This is a genomic window from Lutibacter oricola (assembly GCF_900106565.1).
In the GTDB taxonomy this organism is placed as follows: domain Bacteria; phylum Bacteroidota; class Bacteroidia; order Flavobacteriales; family Flavobacteriaceae; genus Lutibacter; species Lutibacter oricola.
This window is the reverse complement of record NZ_FNNJ01000009.1, coordinates 1-15,089: the sequence shown is the minus strand read 5'-3', so window position 1 is coordinate 15,089 and position 15,089 is coordinate 1. Positions and strand designations below refer to the sequence as shown.

Annotated in this window: 15 protein-coding genes and 1 tRNA gene; 14 read left to right on the top strand and 2 right to left on the bottom strand. The window is 30.8% G+C overall.

All coding sequences use genetic code 11. The annotated features are described in order from the left end of the window. Window position 1 precedes the first annotated feature (1 nt). From ftsA to BLU40_RS13735, 9 genes are all read left to right on the top strand, one after another. Window positions 2-1,354, top strand: coding sequence for a cell division protein FtsA (gene ftsA / locus BLU40_RS13775; RefSeq protein ID WP_090124722.1), 1,353 nt, complete (start codon window positions 2-4; stop codon window positions 1,352-1,354). A gap of 33 nt (window positions 1,355-1,387) precedes the next feature. Next, the gene (ftsZ, locus tag BLU40_RS13770; RefSeq protein ID WP_090124720.1) at window positions 1,388-3,409 is read left to right on the top strand and encodes a cell division protein FtsZ; all 2,022 of its coding nucleotides are present in this window, start codon (window positions 1,388-1,390) and stop codon (window positions 3,407-3,409) included. Window positions 3,410-3,535: 126 nt separating this feature from the next. Further along, a complete protein-coding gene (locus tag BLU40_RS13765) occupies window positions 3,536-3,985 on the top strand; it encodes a GatB/YqeY domain-containing protein (RefSeq protein ID WP_090124718.1) in 450 nt (149 codons plus the stop codon). 16 nt (window positions 3,986-4,001) lie between these two features. Beyond that, a tRNA-Arg gene (locus tag BLU40_RS13760) sits at window positions 4,002-4,075 on the top strand. A gap of 222 nt (window positions 4,076-4,297) precedes the next feature. Next, window positions 4,298-5,566 (top strand): site-specific integrase, encoded by a 1,269-nt coding sequence (locus tag BLU40_RS13755; RefSeq protein ID WP_090124716.1) that lies wholly within the window; start codon window positions 4,298-4,300, stop codon window positions 5,564-5,566. A gap of 57 nt (window positions 5,567-5,623) precedes the next feature. Further along, entirely contained in the window at window positions 5,624-6,469 is an 846-nt protein-coding gene (locus tag BLU40_RS13750; protein ID WP_090124714.1) for an RteC domain-containing protein, read from the top strand. Window positions 6,470-6,831: 362 nt separating this feature from the next. Continuing rightward, window positions 6,832-7,110: a helix-turn-helix domain-containing protein gene (locus tag BLU40_RS13745; protein WP_090124712.1), complete on the top strand. Its 279-nt coding sequence runs from the start codon at window positions 6,832-6,834 to the stop codon at window positions 7,108-7,110. Between the two features lie 5 nt (window positions 7,111-7,115). Next, on the top strand, window positions 7,116-7,799 hold the full coding sequence (locus BLU40_RS13740) for a hypothetical protein (protein ID WP_090124710.1): 684 nt from the start codon (window positions 7,116-7,118) through the stop codon (window positions 7,797-7,799). Window positions 7,800-8,037: 238 nt separating this feature from the next. Next, complete coding sequence (locus BLU40_RS13735) at window positions 8,038-8,709, top strand: P-loop NTPase family protein (RefSeq protein WP_090124708.1); 672 nt, start codon at window positions 8,038-8,040, stop codon at window positions 8,707-8,709. Between the two features lie 1,464 nt (window positions 8,710-10,173). Here the strand turns inward: BLU40_RS13735 and BLU40_RS13730 are convergent. Continuing rightward, entirely contained in the window at window positions 10,174-10,893 is a 720-nt protein-coding gene (locus BLU40_RS13730; RefSeq protein ID WP_090124705.1) for a T9SS type A sorting domain-containing protein, read from the bottom strand. A gap of 521 nt (window positions 10,894-11,414) precedes the next feature. Here BLU40_RS13730 and BLU40_RS13725 point away from each other — a divergent pair. The 5 genes from BLU40_RS13725 to BLU40_RS13705 all read left to right on the top strand — a co-directional run bounded on the left by BLU40_RS13725 (window position 11,415) and on the right by BLU40_RS13705 (window position 14,486). After that, window positions 11,415-11,819, top strand: a complete 405-nt coding sequence (locus BLU40_RS13725; protein WP_090124703.1) for a DUF6943 family protein — start codon at window positions 11,415-11,417, stop codon at window positions 11,817-11,819. Window positions 11,820-11,912: 93 nt separating this feature from the next. Beyond that, window positions 11,913-12,272 (top strand): DUF2493 domain-containing protein, encoded by a 360-nt coding sequence (locus tag BLU40_RS13720; RefSeq protein ID WP_090124700.1) that lies wholly within the window; start codon window positions 11,913-11,915, stop codon window positions 12,270-12,272. A gap of 184 nt (window positions 12,273-12,456) precedes the next feature. After that, complete coding sequence (locus BLU40_RS13715) at window positions 12,457-13,041, top strand: TIR domain-containing protein (RefSeq protein WP_090124697.1); 585 nt, start codon at window positions 12,457-12,459, stop codon at window positions 13,039-13,041. Then, the gene (locus tag BLU40_RS13710) at window positions 13,042-13,926 is read left to right on the top strand and encodes a DUF4231 domain-containing protein (protein WP_090124694.1); all 885 of its coding nucleotides are present in this window, start codon (window positions 13,042-13,044) and stop codon (window positions 13,924-13,926) included. A 5-nt stretch (window positions 13,927-13,931) separates the two neighbouring features. Next, window positions 13,932-14,486, top strand: coding sequence for a TIR domain-containing protein (locus BLU40_RS13705; RefSeq protein WP_175454797.1), 555 nt, complete (start codon window positions 13,932-13,934; stop codon window positions 14,484-14,486). A 222-nt stretch (window positions 14,487-14,708) separates the two neighbouring features. Here BLU40_RS13705 and BLU40_RS13695 read toward each other — a convergent pair whose 3' ends face one another. Next, on the bottom strand, window positions 14,709-14,948 hold the full coding sequence (locus tag BLU40_RS13695; protein ID WP_090124686.1) for a hypothetical protein: 240 nt from the start codon (window positions 14,946-14,948) through the stop codon (window positions 14,709-14,711). Between the last annotated feature and the right edge of the window lie 141 nt (window positions 14,949-15,089).

Here is a 15,089-nt window from a genome sequence, read left to right as displayed (position 1 = left end):
TATGGAACACAATGATATTTCAGTAGGACTAGATATAGGAACAACCAAAATTGTTGCTATGATTGGGCGTAGAAATGATTATGGGAAGATTGAATTGTTAGGAACTGGAAAAGCTAAAAGTTTAGGAGTTCATAGAGGTGTTGTAAACAATATTACACAAACAATACAGTCTATACAAGTTGCAGTAGATGAGGCTATAAATGTTTCTGGAATTAAAATTGAAGAAGCAGTTGTTGGTATTGCTGGGCAGCATATTAGAAGTTTACAGCACAGCGATTATATTACAAGAAGCAATTCAGAAGAAGTAATAAGCGATGATGATTTAGATATTTTAGAAAAGCAAGTTTACAAGTTAGTAATGCTTCCTGGAGAAGAAATTATTCATGTACTTCCGCAGGAGTTTAAAATTGATGGACAGGCAGAGATTACAGAGCCAGTTGGAATGTATGGTGGAAGACTAGAAGCTAATTTTCATGTAGTTGTAGGGCAAGTTTCTTCAATTAGAAATATTGGGCGCTGTATTAAAAGTGCAGGTTTAGACTTGGCTGGTATTACATTAGAACCTTTAGCAAGCGCCGAAGCTGTTTTAAGTAACGAAGAAAAAGAAGCTGGAGTAGCATTGATTGATATAGGTGGAGGAACAACAGATTTAGCAATTTTTAAAAACGGTATAATTCGTCATACGGCAGTTATTCCATTTGGAGGAAATGTAATTACAGAAGATATTAAAGAAGGTTGTTCAATTATTGAAAAACAGGCAGAGTTATTAAAAACCAAATTTGGTTCGGCTTGGCCAGGAGAAAATAAAGACAATGAAATAGTATCAATACCAGGTTTAAGAGGAAGAGATCCTAAGGAAATTACATTAAAAAACTTATCTAGAATAATACATGCTAGAGTTGTTGAAATTATAGAACAAGTTTTTTCAGAAATAAAAAATTACGGACACGAAGAGCCAAAGAAAAAATTAATTGCAGGTATTGTTTTAACAGGTGGAGGAGCACAATTAAAGCATTTAAAGCAATTAGTAGAATATATTACAGGAATGGATACTAGAATTGGGTATCCGAATGAAAATTTAGCAGGAGATTCTGACGAAAATTATTCGAGCCCTCTTTATGCAACAGCAGTTGGTTTGTTAATGAATGGTTTAAATAAGTTAGAAAAACAAAAAGCTAGAGAACAAGAATTAGAGCAATTGAATGCTAATAAGATTGAAGAAACGGTTGTAGAAGAAGAAACAGTTGAAGAGCAAGTTGAAACTAAACCTGTAGAAGAAGCAACAGAACCAAAAAAATCCATTTTTGAGAAATGGGGAGATAAGTTGAAAGACTTTTTAGATAACGCAGAATAAAAGATTTAGAAAAAGAATATAAAATACCATAGTATGAGCGAATTTAATAACATTTCATTTGATTTACCAAAAAATCAATCTAACGTAATCAAGGTAATTGGTGTAGGTGGTGGAGGTAGTAATGCCGTAAACCATATGTATACCCAAGGTATAAACGGTGTAGATTTTGTGGTTTGTAATACCGATGCGCAAGCGTTGCAAAGCAGTCCAATTCCAACAAAAATTCAATTAGGTGTTTCCTTAACTGAAGGTTTAGGAGCAGGTGCAAATCCTGAAGTTGGAGAACAAGCGGCCGAAGAAAGTATTGAGCATATTAAAGATATGTTAGCTTCAAATTCTAAAATGGTATTTATCACTGTTGGTATGGGTGGTGGTACAGGTACTGGTGCTGCGCCAGTTATTGCTAGAATTGCAAGAGAATTAGATTTGTTAACTATTGGTATAGTAACAATTCCATTTTCTTTTGAAGGAAAAATGCGTAACGATCAAGCTCAAAAAGGAATCGAAAAATTACGAGAGTATGTAGATTCTTTGGTGGTTATAAATAATAATAAATTAAGAGAGGTTTACGGAAATCTAGGGTTTAAAGCTGGTTTCTCTAAAGCTGATGAAGTGTTATCAACTGCAGCTCGTGGTATTGCTGAAGTAATTACACATCACTATACTCAAAATATCGATTTAAAAGATGCTAAAACAGTTCTTTCAAATAGTGGAACTGCTATTATGGGATCTGCAACAGCATCTGGTGTAAATCGTTCTGAAGATGCTATTTCAAAAGCATTAGATTCTCCATTGTTGAATGACAATAAAATAACAGGAGCCAAAAATGTATTATTATTAATTGTGTCTGGTGTTGAGGAAATAACAATTGATGAAATAGGAGAAATTAACGACTTTATTCAGTCTGAAGCAAAATCTAACGTTAACATTATTATGGGTGTTGGTGAAGATGAAGCTCTAGGAGATTCTATTGCTGTTACTATTGTTGCAACAGGTTTTAATAAAGATCAACAGCACGAGATTTCTAATACAGAAGCTAAAAAAATAATTCACACTTTAGGTGATGAGCAAGAGGCTAAATACGATTTTACCGAAAATAAAATTGTAGAAAATACCGAAACAGAAACAATAATTCCTTCTGTAGAAGATGCTATTGAGCAAGAGGTTGAAGTTGTTGCTGAAGAAAAAATAGTATTTGATTTAGGAGAAATAGAGGAAGAAGAAATTAATATGATACCTACTACTGAATTTATTAAAAATTTAGATGTGGTTTATGAAGAAATTTCTTTAGATAAAATAGAAGAAAAAGACTTTGTAATTACACCAGTTACTCCAGAAAAAGAAGAAGTGATTGAGAAAGTTATTGCAGAGGTAAAAGAAGAAAAGCCAGAAGAGCAACAAATTACATTTACTTTTGATATGCCTTTGAGTGAGGTAGAAGAATTAAAAAAAGATGTTGTTGAAGAGGTAAAAACTCCTAAAGAAATTGTAAATAAAGTACAGGATGTAATTGATGAGCCAACTTTAAAAACAATAAACCAAATTGAAGTTGTAGATCATAAAGTTGTTGAGCCAGTTGAAGAAATTAAAAAGGTAGAAGAACAAGTTTACTTTACATTAGAAGATTATAATGTTGTTGAAGAAAATTTGGTGAATGCAAAAAAAGTAGAACCTGTTTCAATAGAAGAGGAAATAGTTGATGATTTAAATATTACAGTTAGATCTGAAGCTAAAGAAGATGTTAGTATTAATGATACTGAAGTGGTTGGTCATAAAGAAGTTTCGCCTTTAGACCTAACTATTTCTGAATTGCAAGCAAAAGCAATGGAAAGACGTGAGAAGTTTAAAAACTTCAACTATAAATTTCATAATAAAGTAAATAGAAACATTGACGAGATAGAAAAGGAGCCAGCTTATAAAAGAATGGGCGTGGAATTAGATGAAACAACGCACTCATCAGATACTACACAATCTAGAACAACTTTAGATGTAGATGATAATGATGATATACAGTTAAGATCTAATAATTCTTATTTACACGATAATGTAGATTAATAATATTGCCCAAAGACGATTACCCTTAGATTATTTTCTAAGTTTTAACCCGGAATTCTTCAGAACAAAATGAGGAATTTCGGGTTCTTTTTTTTTATCTTCGTATAAAATATAAAACACGGTATTATGAGTCTGCAAAAAAATATAATGGTTAAAATGAAAGAAGCTATGAAAGCAAAAAATGCTATAGCTTTAGAGTCATTAAGAGCAATTAAATCAGAAATATTATTAGCTAAAACAAAAAGTGGAGCTACTGAAGATTTAAGTGCAGAAGAAGAAATTAAGTTGCTTCAAAAGTTAGTGAAACAGCGTAAAGATAGTGCAGCATTATATACAGAACAAGGTAGAAGCGATTTGGCTGAACCTGAATTAGCACAAGTTGAAATTATTGCTCAATTTTTACCAGAGCAAATTAGCGAAGATGAATTGAAAAAAGTGGTGGCTGAAATTATTGAAAAAACAGGAGCTACAACTATGAAAGACATGGGTAAAGTAATGGGTATGGCATCTAAACAATTAGCTGGTAAGGCTGATGGTAAAGCTATTTCTAAAGCTGTTAAAGAACTTTTAGCTTAAGTTAAAGAGAATAATTGGCCTCGTGGCGCAACTGAATAGCGCATCGGATTTCGGCTCCGAGGGTTGTAGGTTTGAATCCTATCGAGGTCACTAGAGTTATACTCAAATAAACCTTAATCCTTGTAAATCCTATATTTTACAAGGGTTTTTGTTTTTTTGATTATCAAATTTATTGATTTAATTTCATATATTTGGTCAACAAATCGGTCAACAAAATAATATGTGGTCAACACTGTTGACCAGATGACCAAAAAAACATAGTTGATTTGACTTTCGTCTTAAACAAAGTTTAACTTAAAAAAGACGACAACTATGAAAACATCAACAACCTTTTCAATCCTAATTTGGATTAATGCTTCACGTGCAAAAAATAATGTAGCAGAAATTTTTGCAAGAATTACTGTAAATCAAAAACGTGCTAATATTAGTTTAAAGCGAAAAATTGATATTAATTCCTGGGACAAATCAAAGTCGGGAGCTAAAGGTAATAGTCAAAATGCACGTTTGTTAAATCAATATTTAGACAGTGTAAAATCGAAATTAATTTTAATTCATCAAGATTTAAGAAATAACGATAAATTAATAACTGCTCAGTTGATTAAGTCAATTTATTTAGGTGAAGGAGAAGATAATAAATCTTTAAATGATTTAATAAAGTATCATTCAAATAAAATTGAAGGAACATTTGCTGAAGGAACAATTAGAAATTATGCTGTAACTGAAGGGTATATTAAAAAGTTTTTAGAACAAAAGATGAAGACATCTGATTTTTTTCTTAATCAATTGGATTATAGATTTATTTGTGATTTTGAAAACTTCTTACATTGTTTTTGGCCAAAAAACCATCCGAAGGCTCTGGGTCATAACACTGTGATGAAACACATACAAAGACTTAGAAAAATGATTACGCTGTCATATCATCTAGAATGGATTGACAAGGACCCTTTTAGAAGGTGGAAACCAACTTTTGAAAAGACGAATCGACAATTTCTTTCAGATAGTGAATTATCGAATCTAGAAACATATGATTTTATTTCTGAACGTCTAGAACGTGTTCGTGATTTATTTGTTTTTAGTTGTTATACTGGAATAGCTTATGTAGACATAATGAAGTTAACAAAAGACAATCTTTTACCAGGAATTGATGGTAGTAATTGGATAATTACAAAACGGCAAAAAACGAATACATTGGTTAAAGTTCCATTACTTGATAAGGCACAATTTATAATAGGTAAATATGAAAATCATCCTATTACTCAAATCACGGGTACGCTTCTTCCGGTTATCACAAATGAAAAGTTGAATGCATATTTGAAGGAAGTTGCAAACTTTTCTGGCATTAAAAAGAACCTTACTTTTCATATGGCACGACATACATTTGCAACTACAGTAACTTTGACCAACGGAGTTCCAATAGAAACAGTTTCTAAAATGTTGGGGCATACAAAAATTGCAACAACACAAATTTATGCGCGTGTTATTGAAAGAAAAGTTAGCGATGATATGAATGCGTTGAAAACACTATTAAGCAATAAATCAAAGCAAAATTTAGAAGAGAATCAGAGTAAATCAAGCAGTTAACAATTATTTGGGTTTTTTTATTATTTTTAGACATCTAAAAAAATTGAAAAACCCATTATGAAGAGAATTAACCCAGCCTTTAATAGGTATAAGAAATCTATTGCTGTAATTGAAAAATCAAACTTAAACAATTTAACAAATTTAAAACAAGGGATTACACTCTCAAGAGAATGTTTAAATGAATTTAGCACTCTAGTAAGGTCTAAAAAGTTTCCTTTAAAGAAAGATGAAATAACATTCTTTAAATATCAAAAACCTTATGTAGAAGGAAGACTTCAGTATTTTAAAGAATTACATAATTATCTACTTGAAAAGCCTGTTTCTGGAACCCAAAAACAACAAAAGTTCATATCCAATGAGCTGAACAAGTTAGATAATAGGAGGTGTAAACAAATGGAATTTGTTAAGTATTATAGGTTAAATCACCGTAAACTAGATCACCTTTATTTTTTAAGAGATATTGAACAATTAGATTTATTTGTTGATAGATCTCATCACTTTAAAGACCCAGAGTTTACCACCAGTCACGATTACCTAGTATCAAAAATTATAGCACACGATTTATTAATTGCATATTTTTCTAACGAGTTGAAAATACTTAAAAACAAGAAATCAAATGCCGCCCCTTTAGAAGAGGTTAAACCTGCCATTTTAAAAGATTTAAATTGGACAGGGACTAAAACAGATTTAGTTGAATTAATTTTTGCTTTAAAAGAATCAGGAGTTTTAAGAAATGGGAGAGCAGAACTTAAAAAAATCAAAAATGTAATTGAATTACTTTTTGAAATTGAATTAGGTAATATTTATAAAATTTTTGAGCAAATTAAAGCTAGAGAGAAAGATCAAACAAAATTTATAGATTCTTTAAAAATAGGACTTATTAATAGAATTGAATCTAATTAGATTTTCGTGTTAAACATCTGTAATGTAGTTGATTATGATTTTTTAGCAAATTAAAATAAATAGGACTACCTAATGACTACCTAAAAATGAAAAAAGAGACGTTTTTTACTAAAAAGACGTCTCTTTTCATTGAAAAACACACCCTTTTTTGAACTATAACCCTGTATAAATCTGAATTTTAAGTTTTTTTGAAAGTATGAAATCTGTAAAGTATTGATATTTAATATGTTGAAGTTTTATAAATGTTAAATTTTTTAGGTAGTACCTAATGACTACCTAAGAATTCTCAAAAAAACAATTCAGCTTTGTAGCACGAAAGTCAAATCGCTATAAAAATTATTAATCTAAAAAAAGTTGAAACAATGCCTACAGAAATTATTACAACAGATGATTTAAGAGAATTCAAAATTGAATTACTACAAGACATCAAAAGTTTACTTCAAAATTCAAGTACTTCATCATCTAAAAAATATTTAAAATCCAATGAGTTAATGGAAATGCTAAAAGTAAGTCCAGGAACACTTCAAACTTTAAGAATTAATGGAACCCTGCCATACACAAAAATTGGAGGAATTATTTTTTACGATGCAGATGAAATTTCAAAAGTGATGAAAGAAAATAGTATTCACAATAAATTTTAAAAATTGTGAATTACATAAAACACCTCAACGGTATCTTTCATCAATTCTCAAAAGACACGCGTTTAAATCCAACACATATAAGCCTATATGTTGCTCTGTTTCAATTTTGGAATTACAATCGATTTCCAGATGAATTTTATATAAATCGAGAGGAAGTAATGAAGTTCTCTAAAATTGGTTCTAACACAACATATCATCGTTGTATTAAAGAGTTAAGTCATTGGAAATATATTCTTTACAAGCCTTCTCACAATCCATTTAAAGGCAGTAAAGTGAAGTTGTTTAATTTCAGTACAAGTGATAAGCAAGCCTTGTATTTAGACTCTACCATAAATGGACAAGCAGTGGTATCTAATATAAACATTAATAAACATAATATAAACTTTATTAAACTAGAGGCAATCGCAAAAGAAAAATTGATTTTAGATTTTTTTAAAAAAGAAAATTATCCCGAATTAGAAGCTGAAAAATTCTTCAATCATTACCAGGGAATTGGATGGAAAGTTGGAGGTAAAGCAAAAATGGTTGATTGGCAAGCTACGGCCAGAAGTTGGATGCTAAAAGCTGGAGAAATGAATTTGTCAGTTCGAGCGCAGTCGAGAACAAACAATGAAAACGATTTACCACTTGACCAAAATCAAGACAACCTCCACACGAACCAAAATAAAAACTACAACGAACCTTTATAAGAAGTTGTCATTCCTGCGTAGGCAGGAATCTCATCAAAAAGAAAGTACTAACTATGAAAACTTGACCTATTTTAATTTCTATAGTAATTCAAAATTGTGAAGCGTTTGAGTAAACCAAAGAGCGTAGCGGTCTGGTGGCGAAAGCGAAACATTTGTAGAATTCAAAGAAATTAAAATCAGTCTTGATTTTTTGTTTCGTTTTGCATCAAGGCAAAATGAAAAGGATAAAACAAAAATTATGAAACCACAACCACACATAAAAATCGAAGGAAATTCAAAATTTCAAATAGGAGAAATAAAAAACAACACCGTACATTACGAATTCGAAAAAATAAAAACATACCTCAACATAAAAGGCCATTTATTGTTTGGTAAGAACTTTAAAATTTATAAAGAAGACGAGCCTTTGCTTTTCAAACTATGCTGCTACTTCATTCAAGACCATTTGAGCTGCGCTCAATTTGGTATAGACACCAACAAAGGATTGTTATTAACCGGACCAGTAGGCTGTGGTAAAACTTCACTGATGAAATTATTGGTACATTTAGCTCCGCACAAAACTTATTTTGAATTAATACCAACTAGGAGTATTGTTTTTAATTTCAATGCAAAAGGTTACGATGTTTTAGAAAAATACAACCAAACTCAAAACTATTGCTTTGATGATTTAGGAGTTGAACCAACCGGTAGTCATTATGCGAAAGAATGTAATGTAATGGGTGAAATTCTATTATCACGTTATGAGCTCTTTTGCAATCCAGAACCACAAAGAAAAGTTTTTACGCATATCACCACAAACCTAAACGCAAAAGAATTAGAAAAGCGTTATGGAAATAGAGTAAGAAGTAGGTTAAGGCAAATGTTTAATTTGATAAGCTTTGATGAAAATTCAAAAGATAAAAGGCAATAAAAAACCCCACCTTATCAGGTGGGGAAAATTGCTATGAAAAAGATTAGGCCTATGAAAACCTAACACTCAAATATAGTAATTATACCTATTAGCGATACTCTTTTTTAGAACTTTAACAATGCGTGCATAGAAATAGTTAAATAATATTTCTAAATAAATTATTTCATTCATTCTGGTGTATTTAGTGTTGATTTAAAGGTTTCAAAATAGATTAACTGTACGGAACAATGCGTTTATTTCATTGTTTAGCCAACATACGTTTACCTCGAACTATTCAAATACTTGAGTCTTCTAATTAATTTTGAACTAAATTATAATGTTTGAACAATCTCAAAGCCTTTCATTTCCAGCATTATTCCATTCCGTTAGCACTCCATTTCATACAGCTTTCAATTCCGCACAGTAAGAGCTTAAAAAAAGCACTTACTTTTAGCCTTTGCGCTTTTTAAATCCGTTTCCATAAAAATATGAACTACAAAACAGAATATTCCGCAGGTAATAAGGTGTTCGCAATATGCTCCATTTTGTTTCATAAAATATATCTGCAAGGGCATTCAATACATAAAACATAAATCCTCTCCTTTTTAAAAGGGAGGTGCCAACGGTGGAGGGGTTAAGAATTCCCTTGCATATACCATAAATAGCACTAATTCGTCCACAGTCCTCATTTAGCACTAGTTACTTATTTTACTACACACATTCCACGTATTACTCACGCATAGCTATCTTTTGCCCCTAAAACCCACTTAGGTATCAATTCATAATTATTAGGGGCAAACCGCTATTACACTATTTTCGCTCGCCTGCTGCTCACTTCGGGCTAAAAAAAGGGTGTCACAGTTTTTGATTGCATCCATTTTGCATATAATTTAATCGCTTCTTTCAGTCACTCTTAAAACATATTGCAAACGCACACAAGAGCAAAGTATTCCGTTATATTTATAGGATTAATAATTATTTAATATTTAAAATACACTCACAAAAACGACCTATTAAAATAGCTGTAGAAATACAAGTTATCGAAACGCATGAGTAATCCAAAGAGCGAAGCGGCCTGGAGTCGAAAGTGAGATAGCGTAGTATTCAAAGCTATTTTAAGAAGTCTTGATTTTTTGCTTCGTTTTGCATCAAGGCAAAATGAATATGACTAACAATAAATACCACTACATAAATTGCCCTTGTCTTGCCATCCGCATCAAAAACACCGCCACCCTTTGCGTGTACCACGTAGTCGTTGCACGTACTTATGCCGATGGCAACGTACTTTTGCTCCAACACCCTCCGTTCAGCTCGCGGCGGCTCGCGTAAATGCTATTGCATTTTTGCTTGCGATTACCTGTCAAGCAAATCAAAAAAGATTAGAACAGAATAAACATGTTATTATTGTGAATTAGAAAAAAATAAAAAAAGACCTTTCAGAAGAAAGGTCTTTTTTTACATAAAATTTGTACATTTTTAATGCAGTTATCTTTTTATGAATTTTAAAGTATTTCCATTTTCAAATTTTAAATAGTATAGACCTTTTGCAAAATTCTTGAATTCAATCTCTTTATCGCTATCTATCTCTCCTTTAAGTATTTCATTTCCAATTATATCATAAATTTTATAATTTTCAGACTTTATCAATCCTTTTACTGTAATTCTGTCCAAAACAGGATTTGGAAATATTTTAACGGTACTATAATCTAATTCATTAACATCTAATGTACCTGTAGTTACAGTAACATCTGCACCATAAAAACATTGTGTACTAATTGATGTCGATACAGATAAAGTATTACTACCTCCAGCTACATAAGCTGCAATTATAGCAGGTGTAAGGGTAACGTCTATAGTATTAGTTATATTCGAGTTTGATGCAATTGTTTCACAAGAACATCCAGTTCCAGAATTCGTTCCTGTTGCTATAGACACTCCATTAAGGAAAATTTCAAATTCTCCATTACACGCATTATATACAACCAAGGTCATAGAAGTAATTTCTTCTCCAGGTGCATTTGTATCTGTGAAAGTTCCTAAATCTACTGCAGGTTGTCCATACGTCGCACATATATATGGCCCATCTATTCCTCCGGTCCCGCAATCACCATTTCCGGAAGAATTAATATTATATGTTTGTGCTTGAGTAAAGTTAAATACAATTAAGCAAATAGCTAAAATTGTTCCATTGTAAAATTGTTTCATAAATTTTGAATTTTTAATTATTAAACTTGGTTTTAATTTCTGCTGACAGCATTATTTAAAATAGTTGTAATAATAAACTGGTAAACTAGCAAGAACAGGCTCACTGAATATCCGTATAGAATTTCTATAGTTTGAGAAAACAAGTAATTTTTAATAGCAATCGTTGCAGGGATTTAGTTTTATAGTTCAGCTAATTTATGTTATTTGTTAGAATCATATTGTGATTTATATCATCTTTTGTCGAATTTAATATTAAAAAAACTTAGCAAAAATAGGTTGTTCCCATCACCAGCCGCACGAATGCAATCAAGGTCAAGCCCTACGGGTTTTGAAAAAATATTTTGCATAAGAACTCATAACATCTCACTTCTAACTTCTAACTTTTCACTTCTCACAAATCATCAAAATATTTCTCCAAAAACCTTGACAGCATTCCCCCACAACCAGTATTGTAGCTGTCTTTTTTCTCCACTTCCGAAGAAAATTATGTGCGCGAAGCGCATAATTTTAAATGCGAAGCTATGTCAACTTATGAAATCAAGACACACCAGGAAGGAAGAACCTACAACAAACCGCACTTTTTTATTTTAAACAAAGGTTTAAATAGTGGTAGGCCAATGGAGCAACCTTGCCCAAACTGTTTTGTAATCACAACAGTTTCAGAAGAAACCCGAGAGTCTTTGTATTACCTGTGTTTATCACTTAAAACAGGTCAATTCTTTGGCTACTATTTAAAAGGTAGTGTTATTCCGTTTATCTGTATTTCAGATGCTAAAAAAGTAATAAACACAGCCTTACAAAACTATGAACTGCAGCAATGGGAATCAAAAGTTGAAAAGCTTAAAAAAATAACAGCCTTTGAGCAAAATCTAAAATTACAATTACAAGCAATTTCAAAATTGAAAGTTGCTTTGTTGAGGTCCTAAGAAATAAATCTCCCCCTTTTCAAGGGGGACAAAGGGGGTGGAAATCGTCATTCTCAGCTTGACTGGGAATCTCACCATTTAAAACTAAAAACTATGAAACTAATAATTGCCGGAACCAGAACCTTCACCGACTACAAAAAATTATGCACTGAATGCGACAACATTCTCCAGGATCAAAGCAATATTGAAATTGTATCTGGAGCTTATTACAGAGGAGCCGATAAATTAGGAGAGCTATACGCAAAACAGAGAGGATATAAAATAACTAGATTTCCTGCATACTGGAATAAATTTGGAAGAGCTGCAGGACCAAAACGCAACCAGCATATGGCAAATTACGCAGATACTTTAATTGCCTTTTGGGATGGGGAAAGTAGAGGGACTAAAAATATGATACAACTTGCAGAAATAAGAGGTTTAAAAATTAGAACTATTTATAATAATACTAATTGAAAACAATTCTGACAATTATCACTAAATAACTCAACTACTTGTTATAAATTTGAAATACTAATAAAAATTGCAAAGCTTTAGTATCATTTATTTTTACAAATTTCACTTTTTAATATATATAAGAATTGTTAAAGAGGATAATTTATCTTGATATAACAAGTTGGCAATAATTTAAAAAAGAACTATGGGACACAAATGTTTCATCTCATTTAAAACAGAAGATTCTGATTATAAGGATTACATTCAGAATGATTTAGATGTAGATATGATAGATAAATCAATGAATGAACCTATCGATTCAGAAGATGAAGATTATATAATGCGAAAAATTCGTGAAGATTATTTATCTGAATCGACTGTTACTATTTTTTTAATTGGAAATGTTAGTGCTGAAAACTCTATATTTCAAAATCAAAATTTTATAAAAAGAGAATTACAAGCTTCATTATATGATGGTCAAAATAATACGAAAAGTGGAATACTAGGAATAGTGTTGCCTAATATGTATAGCTCAATTTTTGCTGGGTCATATAACTGCTCAATTTGTAACAATTCTCATACGAATGTCAAAATAAATGATAGCACAGTAATAAAAGAGTTTTCATATAACTATTACATTCCTAATGATAAGTGTTCTTGGGCAGAAGAAGATAGATATTGTGTTTTAGTAAAATGGGAGGATTTCATTGCAAACCCAGAAATATTCATCAATAACGCATTTGATAAAAGAAGTAATGATATTGCAAATAAAACTAAAGTAAAACCATAAATGAATTACTCGGATTTTCCAAATTACTTTCAAGCTTCAGATAATATATCAGTCCAATCTCAATCAAATTATTTACATTTTATTAGAGTAGATTTAGTATCTATGATTTTAGCTTCGGCTTTAGCAATTTATAATTATCAATTAACAGAATATAAATTATTCATTTATATAATATCAGGACTTCTTTTATTATTAAGTTTAGTTTTAACCATCATTTTAAAAAGCAAAAATTTTGAAGATACTTGGTATCAAGGAAGAGCTTTAGCTGAATCTTGCAAAACATTAACTTGGAGATTCATTATGTGTTCAGAATATTTCGAAAAAAATATTTTAGAAATTAAAGTTAAAGAAAGGTTTATTGAAAGAATAAAAGAAATTACTAATGAATTCAGTTCTCTAACTAAAGAATTGAATTCAAAAACATTAAATCTTCCCATTGTAACAAAAAAAATGCTTGAATTAAGAGCTATGGATTTTTCAGATAGAAAATCCTATTATATTTCCAAAAGAATTGAAGACCAAAAGGAATGGTATTCAACAAAAGCAGAGCACAATAAAGGGAAGTATAACTTATGGTTTTATATAATTATTATTTCTCAAGTTCTAGCTTTAATAAGTGTTGTCTTTCTAATTAAAAACCCTGAAAATAATTGGAATTTTGTTGGCCTATTTACAACAGTAGCATCCTCTTCTATAAGTTGGTTGCAACTAAAACAATATCAAGAATTAAAACAAGCATACACAACAGCTTCTCAAGAATTAAATTTTATCGTTTCATTATCCGAAAAAGTAAAAACAGAAGATGAATTATCAAAATTTATTTTAGATTCAGAGAATGCAATCTCACGAGAGCATACTTTATGGGTTGCACAAAGAAGAAAATAAAATATATGGAAAACAACAAAACAAATAATAATTCGTGGCTTCCACTAATAATATCTATTGGAGGTTTAATTTTAATTGCTCATTTAATATCAAAATTAGTTAGTTATTTAATTAATAGTGAAACATCAGATATTGAAGAGTCTTCTGATAAAAAAATATCTAATAAGAAGAAAAGAGAAAAAAAACCTCGGATATTTGTTAGTCATTCATGGGAGCATAATAATGACTATAATAAATTAATAAATGGTTTTGAGAAACAAGGATTTCAATATTATAACAATAGCATATCTATTGAAAAAAATGATGATTCAAAAAACTCAAAAGAAATAGAAACAAGAATTAAGAATCATTTATTATATGCTAGATGCTTACTTGTTCTTGCAGGAGAATATTCGAACAATTATTGGATAAAAAAAGAAGTTGAAATAGCAAAGTCTCTAGGTAAAAAAATAATTGCTGTAAAACCTTGGCAAAGTAAACAGATTCCAAAATATATTGAAAATTCGGCAGATGAAATAATTGGTTTCAATCCAAAAGCAATAATTGAACAAATAAAATAATTATTGACTACAGCGTTTATAAGCCCATTAATTTCACTGACCAAACAATCGTTTTAAGAACAATGAAACAAAAAAACTAACCACTGCTCCAATAACAGCCATAACAACGGTAAAAATTACATCGTTTATGCTAATGTTTAGTGCAGTGGATAGCAAAGTCCCACCAATAACCCCAGACTTTATTTGAATATTGTTTTCCAATTCAATTGCTAAATTTAAGAGTTAGTCAATTTTAGAATCTAGATCCTTGTCTTTCTTTTTATCAGAAACAACAGCTTGGCTTACAGCCGTAGCTACTGTTCCGGCAACAGTTAAATAAGTTGCAACAGTAATTACTGCTGCAGGTAATGAAATTGGAGCAGCAATTATAACACCACCTGCGGTGGCTAATGCAATTCCAATATTTCTCAATTTTCTAAAAAATGGAGGAGTAGGTTTTTTATAACGTTCTTTAAGTTTCATAAGTTATGATTTAATGGTTAAGATTACTTTTTCTTTTCGCTCAAAAGCTTGGTAGCATAGCGATACAATTTTTTGAAATAATAGTTTTGAAGTAGTTCCTTTTCCAATACCAGATAAATAGGTAACCGGAGCAATACAACC

Coding starts and splice junctions, on each gene's coding strand:
- ftsA (WP_090124722.1), top strand. CDS start 2: ATGGAACACAATGATATTTCAGTAGGACTAGATATAGGAACAACCAAA.
- ftsZ (WP_090124720.1), top strand. CDS start 1,388: ATGAGCGAATTTAATAACATTTCATTTGATTTACCAAAAAATCAATCT.
- BLU40_RS13765 (WP_090124718.1), top strand. CDS start 3,536: ATGAGTCTGCAAAAAAATATAATGGTTAAAATGAAAGAAGCTATGAAA.
- BLU40_RS13755 (WP_090124716.1), top strand. CDS start 4,298: ATGAAAACATCAACAACCTTTTCAATCCTAATTTGGATTAATGCTTCA.
- BLU40_RS13750 (WP_090124714.1), top strand. CDS start 5,624: ATGAAGAGAATTAACCCAGCCTTTAATAGGTATAAGAAATCTATTGCT.
- BLU40_RS13745 (WP_090124712.1), top strand. CDS start 6,832: ATGCCTACAGAAATTATTACAACAGATGATTTAAGAGAATTCAAAATT.
- BLU40_RS13735 (WP_090124708.1), top strand. CDS start 8,038: ATGAAACCACAACCACACATAAAAATCGAAGGAAATTCAAAATTTCAA.
- BLU40_RS13730 (WP_090124705.1), bottom strand. CDS start 10,893: ATGAAACAATTTTACAATGGAACAATTTTAGCTATTTGCTTAATTGTA.
- BLU40_RS13725 (WP_090124703.1), top strand. CDS start 11,415: ATGTCAACTTATGAAATCAAGACACACCAGGAAGGAAGAACCTACAAC.
- BLU40_RS13720 (WP_090124700.1), top strand. CDS start 11,913: ATGAAACTAATAATTGCCGGAACCAGAACCTTCACCGACTACAAAAAA.
- BLU40_RS13715 (WP_090124697.1), top strand. CDS start 12,457: ATGGGACACAAATGTTTCATCTCATTTAAAACAGAAGATTCTGATTAT.
- BLU40_RS13710 (WP_090124694.1), top strand. CDS start 13,042: ATGAATTACTCGGATTTTCCAAATTACTTTCAAGCTTCAGATAATATA.
- BLU40_RS13705 (WP_175454797.1), top strand. CDS start 13,932: ATGGAAAACAACAAAACAAATAATAATTCGTGGCTTCCACTAATAATA.
- BLU40_RS13695 (WP_090124686.1), bottom strand. CDS start 14,948: ATGAAACTTAAAGAACGTTATAAAAAACCTACTCCTCCATTTTTTAGA.